Here is a 14086-nt window from a genome sequence, read left to right as displayed (position 1 = left end):
CATGAGCGACAACATCTACGCGCACGACAACGGTGTCGCGGGTGATCTTTTCGCCGGCGATGGCAACATGTTCCAGCGAGTTTTGCGACTTCGCACGACAGAAGAAAATCGACCCGACGACGAGCAGAGCGCGGCGCTGTCATCATTGAACGAGGGGTCTATGAGTCTTTTCAAGACGGTACGATCGAATATCGTGCAGTCGATCCGCGCTTTCAGGGTTCAGGATCTCGCCGACGAAGCGAGCAAGCTGGGCCAGCATTTTCTTTACGCGTATTGCGGGCAGGCCCAGAGCAAGCAGGAAGTGCTCGAAACTATTGCCACGTCGTTTTTGTTTCCCAAGCACTTTGGGAAGAACTACGACGCGCTGTACGACAGTCTCACCGACCTCGTGCACAAAGCCGGTTCGCAACCGGGTTTCGTGATCGTGCTGGAAGCGCTCCCCGTTGCGCAGAAATTTGACAAGGAAGGTCGTGAGACCTTGCTCGACGTATTTCGCGAAGCGTCAGAATTCTGGGCGGAACGGCGTGTCGCGTTCAGGGTGTTTTACTCGTTCGCCTGAGCGGTTCGCCTGAAGATAAGCGCCTGCGTCGCGGAGCTGATACTGCTGAGTGTTCTCAGCGCAAAGAGGTTGGAAAGCCGGTCATCGTCTGTTAAACACAGGCGCTGGCCGGCTTTTTTGCGTTTGATTTGGGGATGGATTGCAGCGAGGCGGTGGTTCATTCACCACCCGCCCCAGCGCGCGGCAAGCGCCGCAAGGACTGCAATGCCAGCTGTCTCGGTGCGCAAGACGCGAGGTCCGAGCCCAAGGGTGGCAAAACCGGCATCGACAATGGTTGCTTCCTCTGCCGGCGAAAACCCGGCTTCCGGCCCGATCGCAATGGTCACGGGTGCCGCGGGCGCGCTTGCGGGCAAAGACCCAAAACCAAGCTGCGCCCGCGGCGACAGGAGGAGCCGCAACTCGCCGTCCTGCGCGGGCGGCAGGTTGCCAAGCCATTTATCCAGGTCCTGAGGCGCCGCTACGTCCGGCACCCGGTTTCTTCCGCATTGCTCGCATGCTGCCTGCACCAGCGCTTGCCAATGTCCTTGCCGACGCGCCGCGCGTTCGCCCGACAGCCGCACCACGCCGCGCTCGGCCGTGAGCGGGATGACGGACGACACCCCCAGTTCCACCGCCTTCTCGATCAGCCAATCCATCTTGTCGCCGCCTGCCACACCTTGCGCCAGGGTGACTCTATACGGCGCTTCCGCTTCGCGGTCGATGAATTCATCGAGTTGCGCGGTCGCCGTCCGCTTGCCGATTTCAACCAGACGCGCGTGATATTCACCACCCGAGCCGTTGAAGAGACAGACGGTGTCGTCTGATTGCAGACGCAGGACATGAACATGGCGGACGACATCGTCCGGCAAGCTCATGATTTCGCCCGCGACGAGCGGACTGGCAACAAAGAAACGTGGCATGAAGTAACTCGCCCGGACGCAAGGAAGCGCGCGGGCAGGGAAGTGATGGGTGCTTGAGCGTTATCCGTTCAACCTTCGACCAACAACATGGAACGCGACGGACCCAGCCTAATTCAAATGCCGGGCGATTGCCCAGCGATACCCGTCCGGGTCTTCGAACTGCGCAAAACGGTCACCCCAGTACTGGTCTTGGGGTTCGATCAGCGGCTTCGCGCCAACCGCGACCGCGCGGGCGAACGCGGCATCCACATCGTCGACGTAGAGATAGAACGATTGCGGCGCCATCAGACCCGTGCTCTTGGGCGTCTTCGCGTGCGAACCGTAGGCGCCTTCGGGCGCGAACATCAGGATCAACTGTCCGCGATACGTCATCTCGACGTGGATCACGGCGCCGTCGTCGTTGACGCTGTCACGCACCGCAAAACCTAGCGCCTGTTCGTAGAAGCCGGTGGAGACACGGGCGTCGCGAACAGTCAGGTAAGGCGTGAGCCACGGCACATCGGCGGGGCGGGGGTCGGACATATGGGCTTCTCCTCGAGCTCGGCTGACAGGTGCATTGTGCCATGGCGCCCTTTGGCAGAAGGGCTGGGCGGGCGTCTGTTGCTGCGCTACGTCGCGTCCGCGGGATATCCCGATGCAGGGAGCGTGCCCGCGCGAAGCATTCGTTATGATTTATGTTTCCGCCGGGCAATCCCCTTCGCCGCCGCCCGGTTCCCCGCGGCCCTCGCGCCAGCGTCTCAAAGTCGTCTGCTAGAATAACCGGCTTCCGATCCTCTTCGTTTCTCGTCGCTCCGGCTGTTGAAAACGTGGTTTCATCGTTTGCTCCGGTGCGTCGCCCAGAATCATCCCAGGATCTTTTCAGGACCTACCGGACTCGACATGACGACCCCGACTTCCAGCCAGACCACCCTGATGGCCAACGCAATCCGTGCGCTGGCAATGGACGCCGTTCAACAAGCCAACTCCGGCCATCCGGGCATGCCAATGGGCATGGCGGAAATCGGTGTCGCGCTCTGGTCGCGTCACCTGAAGCACAACCCGGGCAACCCGCACTGGGCTGACCGCGATCGTTTCGTCTTGTCGAACGGTCATGGTTCCATGCTGCTGTACTCGTTGCTGCACCTGACCGGCTACGACCTGCCGATCAACGAACTCAAGAACTTCCGCCAACTGCATTCGAAGACGCCGGGACACCCGGAATACGGCATGACGCCGGGCGTTGAAACGACCACCGGCCCGCTTGGCCAGGGTCTGGCGAACGCGGTGGGCATGGCGCTCGCCGAAGCGCTGCTCGCAGCCGAGTTCAACAAGGACGGCGCGAAGATCGTCGACCACCACACGTATGTGTTCCTCGGCGACGGCTGCATGATGGAAGGCATCTCGCACGAAGCCTGTTCGTTCGCCGGCACGCTCAAGCTCCACAAGCTGATCGCGCTGTACGACGACAACGGTATTTCGATCGACGGTCATGTGGAGCACTGGTTCCACGACGACACCCCGAAGCGTTTCGAAGCCTACGGTTGGAACGTGATTCGCGCGGTGGACGGCCACAACGTGGACGCGGTGGACGCGGCCATTGCGCAAGCGAAGAACTCGGATAAACCCACGCTGATCTGCTGCCGTACGACCATCGGCAAGGGCGCGCCGACGAAGCAAGGCAGCCACGATTCGCACGGCGCGCCGCTGGGCGCCAAGGAAATCGCGGACGCTCGTGCCGGCATGGGCTGGACCTGGGAACCGTTCGTGATTCCGCAGGAAGTCTATGCAGCGTGGGACGCGAAGGAAGCCGGTGCGCGCGCGGAAGCGGAATGGAACAAGCAATTCGATGCGTATCGCGCGAAGCATTCTGCCGAAGCCGCGGAATTCGTGCGCCGGATGAACGGCGAACTGCCGGCCAAGTGGGCGCAGGACGCGAAGGACATTGTTGAAGCCGCGAATCAGAAGGGCGAAACCATTGCCACCCGCAAGGCTTCGCAGCAAACGCTCGACGGCCTCGCCGCCGCGCTGCCGGAACTGCTGGGCGGGTCCGCCGACCTGACGGGTTCGAATCTGACGAACTGGAAGGCATCGAAGCCGGTGCGCGCCGGTGAGGGCACGACCGACATCCAGTGGGGCAACCACATCAACTACGGCGTGCGCGAATTCGGCATGAGCGCGGCCATCAACGGCATCGTGCTGCATGGCGGTTATCGCCCGTTCGGCGGCACTTTCCTGACCTTCTCGGACTACAGCCGCAACGCGCTACGCGTGGCTGCGCTGATGAAGGCACCGTCCATCTTCGTGTTCACGCACGATTCGATCGGCCTGGGCGAAGACGGCCCGACGCACCAGTCGGTGGAGCAAACGTCGAGCTTGCGGCTGATTCCGCACTTACAAGTGTGGCGTCCGGCGGATACCGTCGAGACCGCTGTGGCCTGGACGTTCGCCATTGAGCACAAAGGGCCGTCGGCGCTGATTTTCACGCGTCAGAACCTGCTGTTCTCGCCGCGTAACGACGTGCAGATCGCGAACATTTCGAAGGGCGGCTACGTGCTGCGCGACTGGAACGACGACATTCCCGCACGCAAGATCATCCTCATCGCGACGGGCTCGGAAGTCGAACTGGCGCTGAAGGCCGGCGAGAAACTGGCGCAGGAAGGTATTGGCGCGCGCATCGTGTCCATGCCGTGTACGAACGTGTTCGATCTGCAAGACCAGGAATATCGCGACCGCGTGTTGCCGAAGGGCGTCGTGCGCGTGGCGATCGAAGCCGGCGTGACCGATTTCTGGCGCAAGTATGTGGGTCTCGAAGGCGGCGTGGTGGGTATTGATTCGTTCGGCGAGTCCGCGCCCGCCGGCGAGCTTTTCAAGTATTTCGGCTTCACCGTCGAGCATGTCGTGGAGACGGCGAAAGCCGCGCTCGCGGGCTGACAGGGCGCTAGGGCAGCGCTATAACCCGCTGACCCAGCGAACCCGGCAGCAGCGAATTGGAACTTTTTTTCAGCCATCAGGAGATAGACCATGACGATTCGCGTTGCAATCAACGGCTACGGCCGGATCGGCCGCAATACGCTGCGTGCCTTGTATGAAAACGGCAAGAAGCACGACATCGAGATCGTTGCCATCAACGACCTCGGCGATGCCGCCACGAACGCGCACCTGACGCAGTACGACACGGCGCACGGCAAGTTCCCGGGCGAAGTGTCGGTGGACGGCGACTACCTCGTGGTCAATGGCGACCGCATCCGTGTGCTGGCTACCCGCAACCCGGCTGAACTGCCGTGGGGCGAGCTGAACGTGGACGTCGTGCTGGAATGCACCGGCTTCTTCACGACGAAAGAAAAGGCCAGCGCCCACATCAAGGGCGGCGCGAAGAAGGTCATCATCTCGGCACCGGGCGGCAAGGACGTTGACGCAACCATCGTCTATGGCGTGAATCACCACGTGCTGAAGGCGTCGGATACGGTTATCTCGAACGCATCGTGCACGACGAACTGCCTGGCGCCGCTCGTCAAGCCGCTCAACGACAAGATCGGCCTGGTGAACGGCCTGATGACGACCATCCACGCGTACACGAACGACCAGGTGCTGACGGACGTGTATCACGAGGACCTGCGCCGCGCGCGCTCGGCCACGCACAGCCAGATCCCGACGAAGACCGGTGCTGCGTCGGCGGTGGGCCTGGTGTTGCCGGAATTGAACGGCAAGCTGGATGGTTACGCCATTCGTGTTCCGACCATCAATGTGTCGATCGTGGATCTGTCGTTCATCGCCGCACGCGACACGACGGTCGATGAAGTGAACTCGATCATGAAGGAAGCGTCGGAAGGCGCGTTGAAGGGCATCCTGGGCTACAACACGGCGCCGCTGGTGTCGATCGACTTCAACCATAACCCGGCTTCGTCGACGTTCGACGCGACGCTCACGAAGGTGTCCGGGCGTCTGGTGAAGGTGTCGAGCTGGTATGACAACGAGTGGGGCTTCTCGAACCGCATGCTGGATACGGCGGTCGCGCTGGCTAACGCCAAGTAACACAGTGAAGCGAAGCTGAAAAAAAAGCCGCCGGTTTGCAAGAACCGGCGGCTTTTTCACACTTGGGCGCGCCGACATCACGCGCCTGAACGGTCATTCGAAATCAGTTCTTCCTGTGCGGACAGTGCTCCTTCGTGCAGGTGCCATACAGCGCGAGGGCATGTTCGTGCAGCTTGAAGCCCCGGTGCTTGGCAATATCCTGCTGACGGCTTTCGATCTCGGCGTCGAAGAACTCTTCCACCATGCCGCAGTCCAGACACACCAGGTGGTCATGATGGGTCCCTTCGTTGAGCTCGAACACGGCTTTGCCCGACTCGAAGTTACTGCGGGAAAGCAGGCCAGCTTGCTCAAACTGCGTGAGCACGCGGTATACGGTGGCGAGACCGATGTCGAGTTCCTCATGCAACAGGTTTCTATACACGTCTTCTGCAGTCAGGTGACGCACAGGACTATGCTGGAAAATCTCAAGTATCTTGAGCCGGGGCAAGGTCGCCTTCAGCCCGATATTTTTCAGATCGGCGGGATTGGTCATCGCTAGGCATCCCTAGAGTACAATTCAAGGTTCTCATAGTAATGCGTTTTTACCGTTCCGGTCACCATCCGAACGAAATGGCGCGATCTCCGAAAGACTCCGAAACTTCTTGCGCCCCCACGGGCGATGGGCCAGGCGAAGGGTGAAATGAAGGGTGAAATGTTTTTAAAATCTTTATTGAATAGCCGGGAGAGCCGTCGTATGCGCGGAACTTTGATCGCTGCCGCCACTATGACCGTCCTGGCCGGTTGTTCCACTTACGATAGCGTTACGCAGAGCTTCGCGCAGCACATCACACCGTATCGGATCACGGTTGTACAGGGGAACTTTGTTTCGGCGGAAGCTGCCAGCCAGATGAAGACCGGCATGACGCGCGACCAGGTGAAGGCGCTGCTCGGCACGCCGTTGCTGGCAGACATGTTCCATGCGGATCGCTGGGACTACATCTTCTATTTCAAGCGTGGCTCCACGGCGGTCGTGCAGCAGCGTGATTTCGTCGTGCTGTTCGCGGGCGACCGCGTGGCGAGCTGGTCGGGCGGCGAGGGTTTGCCGTCGAATCTCGAATTGCTTGCTGAAATTGACGGCGACAAGGGCCGTAAGCTGGCCGCCGCTACAGCTGCGGCCACGGCTGCAGCAGCCAGCGGGGCTAGCGCCACGTCGGCAGCAACGGCAGCGGGTACGTCCGCCAGCGGTGCAGCGGTCGCGGGAGCGGCGAGTGCGCCGGGTGTCCAGCCGGATGCATCGAATGCGTCGAGCGCATTTGCCGGTGACGCCAACCAGCAAGCCGCCCAGGCCGCCAATCGCGCGACCGACGCCGTGCAGGCACCCACGGGCCGTACCCGCTCGTCGGCCATGCCGACCGTGCCGGGCAACCCTGGATTGCCGCCGAACGTGAGCGCCGCAGGCAACTCGCAGATCCAGTTGCAGCGTCGTCCGAACCCGGTCACCGTGCCGGACAGCAACGCCGTGGGTCCGCAAGGCCCGTCGTCGTCCGCTCCGGCGGACTCGAGCAGCGGCCTTGGCGCGTCCTCCGTGCCGGCGACGAGCACCAACTAAGCAGAAACGGCGGGCCGGCACACTTCGCCCGCCTGCCTTGTCTGGTTTAGTCGAGACCTGTCCTGCTCCGGCGGCCGCGCGCCAGGCGGCGGCCTTATCGCTTCCATGCTTCTGACTTCGTAGCCTCAACTCACGCGAGACACGCCATGAAAATCGCCATTGCCGGCGCATCGGGCCGCATGGGCCGCATGCTCATAGAAACCGTTCTCAAGGACGCCAACGCCACGCTGACCGGTGCGCTCGACAGAACCGGAGCGCCGCAACTCGGGCAGGACGCAGGCGCTTTCCTCGGACAAGAGACGGGCGTAGTGCTGACGGACAATATTGAGCAGGTTTTCGCCAACGCGGATCTGCTGATCGACTTCACGCGTCCCGAAGGCACGCTCGTGCATCTGGAAGCGGCGTTGCGGCATAACGTGAAGATGGTCGTCGGCACGACCGGTTTCGACGATGATCAAAAAGCCCAATTGCGCGCTGCCGGTGAAAAAATCGGCATTGTGTTTGCGCCGAACATGAGCGTGGGCGTGAACGTGACGCTCAAGCTGCTCGAGTTCGCGGCGCGGCATTTCGCTGAAGGCTACGACATCGAGATTATCGAGGCGCACCACCGGCACAAGGTCGACGCGCCCTCGGGCACCGCGCTTGCGATGGGTGAAACCATTGCCCATGCGCTCGGCCGCGAGCTGAAGGATTGCGCGGTGTACGGCCGCGAAGGCGTGACCGGCGAACGTGATCCATCCACCATCGGTTTCGCCGCCATTCGCGGCGGTGACATTGTCGGCGACCACACTGTGCTGTTCGCAGGCATTGGCGAGCGGATCGAGATCACGCACAAGTCGGCCAACCGGCTGTCTTACGCGCAGGGCTCGTTGCGTGCGGCGCACTTTCTTGCCGGCCGCGAGCGCGGTTTCTTCGACATGCAAGACGTGCTCGGTCTGCGCTGAGCCTGATTCTCAGCCTGATCTTGAGCCACTCAAACCCGGGGTTTTTGTCCGATGGCTACAACCGGCATCTTCCATTATCTGCAGAGCAGCGACGGCATTACGCATGGCGTCGCAGGTGTGCTTCTGGCCATGTCGGTGGCGAGCTGGTGTTTTCTCGTCGTGAAGGCGTGGGTCCTGGTGCGCGCGAAGCGTCAGGGACCGCGCGCCGTGCAGCGTTTCTGGCAGGCGCCGACGCTGGCCGAAGGGATCGCGGAATTGCGCAAGCTGGATCGGGAAGGCGTGTATTTGCCGCTTGCGGTGGCTGCGTGGCGCGCGTCGGAGGCAGAAATGCCTGGCGCGCTGATCGCACATGTGGAGCCGGGTGAGCGCGTATTGCGCGCGCTGCGGCATGCGTTGCTGGCGTCGCAAAGGCGGCTTGAATTCGGGCAGGTTCTGCTGGCGTCGGTGGGAAGTACCGCGCCGTTCGTCGGTTTGCTCGGCACCGTGTGGGGCATTTATCACGCGCTCGGCAGCATTGCCGCGAGCGGGCAGGCCATGATCGAAAACGTGGCGGGACCGGTGGGCGAGGCGCTGATCATGACGGCGTTCGGTCTGGTCGTAGCCATCCCGGCTGTGCTTGCGTACAACGTGCTCGGTCGGCTTGTACGGCAGATATCGGAGGAGCTGGACGGTTTCGCGCACGATCTGCACGCTTACACGAGCGGCGTGGCGCCGCGCCGCGCGAAGAGCGCGCCCGTTGAAGACCGCGTGGTTTAATCAAGGCGCCAGCCGACCCTTAAATTTTCCGCACCCGGACAAGCACATCATGGCATTCGGCGGACTGGACAAGAAATCGAACGGCGCGCCCATGGCGGAGATCAACATGACTCCGTTGATCGACGTCATGCTCGTGTTGCTGGTGATTTTCATCATCACGGCGCCATTGTTCACGCATGCTATCCGGCTCGATTTACCGAAGGTCGCGTCCCAAGTGGCGCGCGAGACGCCTGAGACCATCACGCTTTCCATCGATGATGCAGGCAAGATTTACTGGAACGACAAGCCGATTACGCTCGATCAGATGCGCGCCCAGTTCGTGGCTGAAGGCAAACGCGCAACGCCACCGGAGATTCACCTGAGGGCATCGAGTGCCACGCGTTATGACGTGATCGCGCAGGTAATGGGCGCGGCGCAGGGCGCGGGGCTAAACAAGATTGGCTTTGTGACCGATCAGGTCAAGCCGGTGCATCAGTAGCCTGTTCGGGCAACGCTCCCCAGCCGAAACCTCGAGCGCACCGCTTCGCCGGGATAAAAAGCTCCCTGACTCGCCCAAACCAATTGCCCCCGGCAACACGCATGTCCAGACAAGTCCAATGCCGCGGCACGCGCAGTGCCAGAACCTTCTGCCTCAACGGTATAATCGCGCTTTGGCCGCGTGGGCGCGCCTACCTGGGAATTACCGGGGCGGAGTACCGCAAGGCAGCGGCCCGAGGGCTGCACTTACCGGTAAGACCTTGTAGGTAAGACCCGTAAGCCCCGGGCAAAACCCGCAAACCGACGCCAGCCGAGCACTGCAGCCAAGGTCATCTCGCCGCAAGGCAGCACTGCCGTAACGCCGAAAGGCAAAACCGCCAAAACCACACCATGCAAGATAAATACGTACCCGCCGACGTCGAATCCGCAGCGCAAAGCGACTGGCGCGCGAAAGACGTCTACCGGTCGACCGAAACCAGCGACAAACCCAAGTTCTACTGCGTGTCCATGCTGCCGTACCCGTCGGGCAAGCTCCACATGGGGCACGTGCGCAACTACACGATCAACGACGTGATGTACCGGTTCCTGCGCATGAACGGCCACAACGTGCTGATGCCCATGGGCTGGGACGCGTTCGGCATGCCGGCGGAAAACGCGGCAATGGCGAACAACGTGCCGCCGGCGAAGTGGACGTATGACAACATCGACTACATGAAGAAGCAGATGCAGTCGATGGGCCTCGCTATCGACTGGTCGCGGGAAATTGCGTCGTGCAAGCCCGAGTACTACAAGTGGAACCAGTGGCTGTTCCTGAAGATGCTGGAAAAGGGCATTGCGTATAAAAAGACCGGAACGGTGAACTGGGACCCGGAAGACCAGACCGTGCTCGCCAATGAGCAAGTGATCGACGGGCGCGGCTGGCGCTCGGGCGCGCTGGTGGAAAAGCGCGAAATCCCGATGTACTACATGCGCATCACGGAATATGCGGACCAGTTGCTCGGCGACCTGGAAGGCCTCGGCTGGCCCGAGCGCGTGAAGGTCATGCAGCAGAACTGGATCGGCAAAAGCTTCGGCGTGAACTTTGGCTTCCCGTATGAGATCGACGGCGAAAGCAAACTGCTGCGCGTGTTCACCACGCGCGCGGACACCATCATGGGCGTGACCTTCGCTGCGGTTGCCGCGGAGCATCCGCTGGCAACGCGCCTTGCTCGCGATAACCCGGGCCTGCAAGCGTTCATCGAAGAATGCAAACGCGGCGGCGTGGCTGAAGCCGACGTCGCGACCATGGAAAAGAAGGGCATGCCCACGGGCTTTTTCGTCACGCATCCGCTGACGCAGGAAAAGGTCGAAGTCTGGGTCGGCAACTACGTGCTGATGAGCTATGGCGAAGGCGCCGTGATGGGCGTGCCGGCACACGACGAACGTGATTTCGCGTTCGCAAAGAAATACGCGCTGCCGATCAAGCAAGTCGTTGCGGTTGAAGGCAAGACCTACAGCACGGACGCCTGGCAAGAGTGGTACGCGGAAAAGGGCGCGGGCACGCTGGTCAATAGCGGCAAGTACGATGGCCTGAATTTCGAAGAAGCAACCACCGCAATCGCCGCCGACCTGAAAGCGCAGAACCTGGGCGACAAGCAAATCACCTGGCGCCTGCGCGACTGGGGCATATCTCGCCAGCGTTACTGGGGCACGCCGATCCCGATCATCCACTGCGCCACGTGCGGTGACGTGCCGGTGCCGGAAGCGGACCTGCCGGTCGTGTTGCCGGAAGACCTCGTGCCGGACGGCACGGGCAATCCGCTCGCGAAGTCCGAAGCGTTCGTCAATTGCACGTGCCCGAAGTGCGGCGCGCCGGCGAAACGCGAGACGGACACCATGGACACGTTCGTCGATTCCGCGTGGTATTTCTCGCGATACGCAGCCCCTGACGCGGTAACCATGGTCGACAAGCGTACCGACTACTGGATGCCGATGGATCAGTACATCGGCGGGATCGAGCACGCGATTCTGCACCTCTTGTACTCGCGTTTCTGGACCAAGGTCATGCGCGACCTGGGCCTCGTCACGTTCGATGAACCGGCGAAGAACCTGCTCACGCAGGGCATGGTGCTCAACGAAACGTATTATCGCGAAGACGCCGCGGGCAAGAAGACCTGGATCAATCCCGCGGACGTCACCGTCACGCACGACGACAAAGGCCGCCCGGTTGGCGCGGTGCTCAACGCTGATGGCAAGCCCGTGGTGATCGGCGGCGTGGAGAAGATGTCGAAGTCGAAGAACAACGGTGTCGATCCGCAATCGTTGATCAATGCTTACGGTGCGGATACCGCGCGTCTCTTCGTGATGTTCGCGGCTCCTCCGGAGCAGTCGCTCGAGTGGTCGGGCACGGGCGTGGAAGGTGCGAGCCGCTTCTTGCGCCGCGTGTGGCAACTCGCGCATGGCCGTGCGGACGTGCTGAAAACGCACGCAAAGCTCGATACGTCGAAGCTGAACGACACGGACCGCACGCTGCGCCGCGAGATCTACACCATCCTGAAGCAGGCCGATTTCGACTATGGCCGCTTGCAGTACAACACGGTCGTCTCGGCGGCCATGAAGATGCTGAACGCGGTGGATAGCGCGAAGGATGCAACGCCCGCTGTTCTCAACGAGACCTTCAGCGTATTGCTGCGTGTCCTGTATCCGGTCGTGCCGCACATCACGTTCCAGTTGTGGCAGGAACTCGGCTACGCCGGTCTGCATGGCAGTTTGCTCGATGCAGCCTGGCCGAAAGTGGACGAAGCCGCACTCGAGCAGGCTGAAATCGAACTCGTGCTGCAGGTCAACGGCAAGATGCGTGGTTCGCTCACCGTGGCGAAGGATGCGTCGCGCGAGGACATCGAAAAGGCGGCGGTCGCGCATGAGATGTTCGAGAAATTTTCGGAAGGGCGCACGCCGAAGAAGGTCGTCGTGGTGCCGGGCCGTTTGGTGAACGTGGTCGTATGAGCCGGAGATCGCGCGCCATGAAAATCCTGGAGGATGTTGTGAGCAGGAAAGCTGTCAGCTTGAGTTCGACCAACACGAAGACGAAGCGCGCGATCAGCCGGCGCTCGATCCTGACGCTGGCGTGCAGTGCGGTCCTGCTGTCGGCATGCGGGTTCCAGTTGCGTGGCCAGCAGGACTACGCGTTCAAGCGGCTCGCGGTTGTCGGGGCTCCGCCGGAAATGCTCGGGCGCCTGCAGCGTGTGGTGGAAGGCGGTAGCGACACCGTGGTCGTGAAGGCCGCCGAGCAGCCCGACGCGATCCTTTCGCTGACCAGCGCTAGTGGCATGAAGACCCTGAGCCTGAATGCACAGGGCGTCGTGCAGGAATACGAGCTCGACTACAGCCTGGGCTACTCGATGGTCGGTGCCGACGGCACCGTTCTGATTCCCCCGAGCTCAATTTCGCTGAACCGTGCGCTGACGTATAGCGACCAGTTCACGCTCGCGAAGGGTATTGAAGCGCAGACGCTGTTCCGTGACATGCAGTTCGACGCCGTTGACCAGTTGATGCGCCGCCTCGCAGTCGTGCGTTCGCTGCATCCAGCGCCGAGTGAAGCGTTGCCGGGCATCGCCCCGCGTGCGCCGTTGCCTGTGCCGCCGCTGTAAGCGCCGGAGCTTCGCAAAAAACCATGCAACTTCGACTCGACGCGCTCGACGCGCATCTCGCGAAAGGGCCAAAAGGCTTGTACGTCGTTTATGGCGACGAGCATCTGCTCGCGCAGGAAGCGTGCGACAAGATTCGCGCGAGCGCCCGAGCGCAGGGTTTCACGGATCGCTCGGTGTTCGTCGTCGACCGGTATTTCGACTGGAGTTCATTGTTGGGCGCGAGCCAGTCGATGTCGCTCTTCGGCGACCGCCAACTGGTCGAGTTGCGCATTCCCACCGGCAAGCCCGGCAAGGAAGGCGGCGAGGCGCTGAAAACGTTAGCCGCCGCCGATAACCCCGACGTTCTGACGCTCATTACCTTGCCACGCCTCGACGCAGCCACGCAGAAGTCCGCGTGGTTCACGGCGCTGAGTGGCCCGGGCGTGATGATGAAGATTGATCCGGTTGAACGCGCGCAGTTGCCCATGTGGATCGGCCAGCGGCTGAGCGCGCAGAACCAGCGCGTGGCTCCCGGCGAAGACGGGCGGCGCGCGCTGGTGTTTATCGCGGAACGGGTGGAGGGCAATCTGCTCGCCGCGCATCAGGAGATCCTCAAGCTGGGATTGCTGTATCCGGCGGGCGTGCTCACCTTTGAACAGATCCACGAGGCCGTGCTCAACGTCGCGCGTTATGACGTGTTCAAGTTGAACGAAGCCATGTTGACCGGCGATGTAGGCCGTCTGACACGCATGCTTGACGGCCTGAAGGGCGAAGGCGAAGCGGGAACGCTCGTGATCTGGGCGCTGGTGGAAGAAGTGCGCACGCTGCTGCGGATGAAACGTGGCGTGGCGGCCGGCAAGCCGCTCGCCACGCTGCTGCGCGAGAGCCGCGTCTGGGGTCCGCGCGAACGGCTGATCGGGCCGGCGCTTACGCGGGTGACCGAGGCGGCGCTGGAAAAGGCGTTGTCGCTGGCGGCGAAGCTCGACCGGCAGGTCAAGGGCCTCTCGGGCGGCACTGGCCCGCGAGGCAGCGCGAACTCGGGCGATCCCCCGCCTGACCCGTGGGACGGCATGTTCGAACTCGCGATGATCGTCGCATCATCGGGCAGTCCGCTGCAGCGCAACGCGCCTGCCGCGAAGCCGACGCCGCCAGCTAACAAGCGCCCAGCCTGACAACGGCTTAAAATTGCCCTCTTCGGCTCCAAAAGCCGAAAACCGCGCTGTACCTCAAGCGTCGAACGAAAC

Annotated in this window: 13 protein-coding genes; 10 read left to right on the top strand and 3 right to left on the bottom strand. The window is 62.0% G+C overall.

All coding sequences use genetic code 11. From position 1 onward, the window contains the following. Position 1: 1 nt before the first annotated feature. Complete coding sequence (locus ABH944_RS00480; protein ID WP_062089636.1) at positions 2-559, top strand: barstar family protein; 558 nt, start codon at positions 2-4, stop codon at positions 557-559. A gap of 161 nt (positions 560-720) precedes the next feature. Here the strand turns inward: ABH944_RS00480 and ABH944_RS00475 are convergent, their stop codons facing one another. Beyond that, positions 721-1458: a 16S rRNA (uracil(1498)-N(3))-methyltransferase gene (locus tag ABH944_RS00475; protein ID WP_404603906.1), complete on the bottom strand. Its 738-nt coding sequence runs from the start codon at positions 1456-1458 to the stop codon at positions 721-723. 108 nt (positions 1459-1566) lie between these two features. Continuing rightward, positions 1567-1980, bottom strand: a complete 414-nt coding sequence (locus tag ABH944_RS00470; protein ID WP_062089626.1) for a VOC family protein — start codon at positions 1978-1980, stop codon at positions 1567-1569. A 357-nt stretch (positions 1981-2337) separates the two neighbouring features. Between ABH944_RS00470 and tkt the strand changes: the two genes are divergently transcribed. Both tkt and gap read left to right on the top strand, forming a co-directional pair. Beyond that, positions 2338-4368, top strand: a complete 2031-nt coding sequence (gene tkt / locus ABH944_RS00465) for a transketolase (RefSeq protein WP_404603905.1) — start codon at positions 2338-2340, stop codon at positions 4366-4368. A 90-nt stretch (positions 4369-4458) separates the two neighbouring features. Next, complete coding sequence (gene gap / locus ABH944_RS00460; protein WP_062089624.1) at positions 4459-5469, top strand: type I glyceraldehyde-3-phosphate dehydrogenase; 1011 nt, start codon at positions 4459-4461, stop codon at positions 5467-5469. A 103-nt stretch (positions 5470-5572) separates the two neighbouring features. Here the strand turns inward: gap and fur are convergent, their stop codons facing one another. Then, positions 5573-6001: a ferric iron uptake transcriptional regulator gene (gene fur / locus ABH944_RS00455; protein ID WP_050382564.1), complete on the bottom strand. Its 429-nt coding sequence runs from the start codon at positions 5999-6001 to the stop codon at positions 5573-5575. Positions 6002-6202: 201 nt separating this feature from the next. On the opposite strand from fur, the gene ABH944_RS00450 reads away from it, so the two are divergent. From ABH944_RS00450 to holA, 7 genes are all read left to right on the top strand, one after another. Then, positions 6203-7057, top strand: coding sequence for an outer membrane protein assembly factor BamE (locus tag ABH944_RS00450; RefSeq protein WP_404603904.1), 855 nt, complete (start codon positions 6203-6205; stop codon positions 7055-7057). A 146-nt stretch (positions 7058-7203) separates the two neighbouring features. Beyond that, the gene (dapB, locus tag ABH944_RS00445; protein WP_404603903.1) at positions 7204-8001 is read left to right on the top strand and encodes a 4-hydroxy-tetrahydrodipicolinate reductase; all 798 of its coding nucleotides are present in this window, start codon (positions 7204-7206) and stop codon (positions 7999-8001) included. 51 nt (positions 8002-8052) lie between these two features. Next, positions 8053-8757 (top strand): MotA/TolQ/ExbB proton channel family protein, encoded by a 705-nt coding sequence (locus ABH944_RS00440; RefSeq protein WP_404603902.1) that lies wholly within the window; start codon positions 8053-8055, stop codon positions 8755-8757. 49 nt (positions 8758-8806) lie between these two features. Continuing rightward, positions 8807-9235, top strand: a complete 429-nt coding sequence (locus tag ABH944_RS00435; RefSeq protein WP_404603901.1) for an ExbD/TolR family protein — start codon at positions 8807-8809, stop codon at positions 9233-9235. A gap of 389 nt (positions 9236-9624) precedes the next feature. Then, positions 9625-12219 (top strand): leucine--tRNA ligase, encoded by a 2595-nt coding sequence (gene leuS, locus ABH944_RS00430; RefSeq protein ID WP_404603900.1) that lies wholly within the window; start codon positions 9625-9627, stop codon positions 12217-12219. Positions 12220-12311: 92 nt separating this feature from the next. Next, a complete protein-coding gene (locus ABH944_RS00425) occupies positions 12312-12863 on the top strand; it encodes an LPS-assembly lipoprotein LptE (protein WP_404604264.1) in 552 nt (183 codons plus the stop codon). Positions 12864-12886: 23 nt separating this feature from the next. Beyond that, positions 12887-14014, top strand: coding sequence for a DNA polymerase III subunit delta (holA, locus tag ABH944_RS00420; protein WP_404603899.1), 1128 nt, complete (start codon positions 12887-12889; stop codon positions 14012-14014). Positions 14015-14086: the final 72 nt, after the last annotated feature.

Origin of the sequence: Caballeronia udeis, from assembly GCF_044909315.1 — a bacterium.
GTDB lineage: Bacteria > Pseudomonadota > Gammaproteobacteria > Burkholderiales > Burkholderiaceae > Caballeronia > Caballeronia udeis_A.
This window is presented reverse-complemented; position numbering and strand designations above follow the sequence as displayed.

Coding starts and splice junctions, on each gene's coding strand:
- ABH944_RS00480 (WP_062089636.1), top strand. CDS start 2: ATGAGCGACAACATCTACGCGCACGACAACGGTGTCGCGGGTGATCTT.
- ABH944_RS00475 (WP_404603906.1), bottom strand. CDS start 1,458: ATGCCACGTTTCTTTGTTGCCAGTCCGCTCGTCGCGGGCGAAATCATG.
- ABH944_RS00470 (WP_062089626.1), bottom strand. CDS start 1,980: ATGTCCGACCCCCGCCCCGCCGATGTGCCGTGGCTCACGCCTTACCTG.
- tkt (WP_404603905.1), top strand. CDS start 2,338: ATGACGACCCCGACTTCCAGCCAGACCACCCTGATGGCCAACGCAATC.
- gap (WP_062089624.1), top strand. CDS start 4,459: ATGACGATTCGCGTTGCAATCAACGGCTACGGCCGGATCGGCCGCAAT.
- fur (WP_050382564.1), bottom strand. CDS start 6,001: ATGACCAATCCCGCCGATCTGAAAAATATCGGGCTGAAGGCGACCTTG.
- ABH944_RS00450 (WP_404603904.1), top strand. CDS start 6,203: ATGCGCGGAACTTTGATCGCTGCCGCCACTATGACCGTCCTGGCCGGT.
- dapB (WP_404603903.1), top strand. CDS start 7,204: ATGAAAATCGCCATTGCCGGCGCATCGGGCCGCATGGGCCGCATGCTC.
- ABH944_RS00440 (WP_404603902.1), top strand. CDS start 8,053: ATGGCTACAACCGGCATCTTCCATTATCTGCAGAGCAGCGACGGCATT.
- ABH944_RS00435 (WP_404603901.1), top strand. CDS start 8,807: ATGGCATTCGGCGGACTGGACAAGAAATCGAACGGCGCGCCCATGGCG.
- leuS (WP_404603900.1), top strand. CDS start 9,625: ATGCAAGATAAATACGTACCCGCCGACGTCGAATCCGCAGCGCAAAGC.
- holA (WP_404603899.1), top strand. CDS start 12,887: ATGCAACTTCGACTCGACGCGCTCGACGCGCATCTCGCGAAAGGGCCA.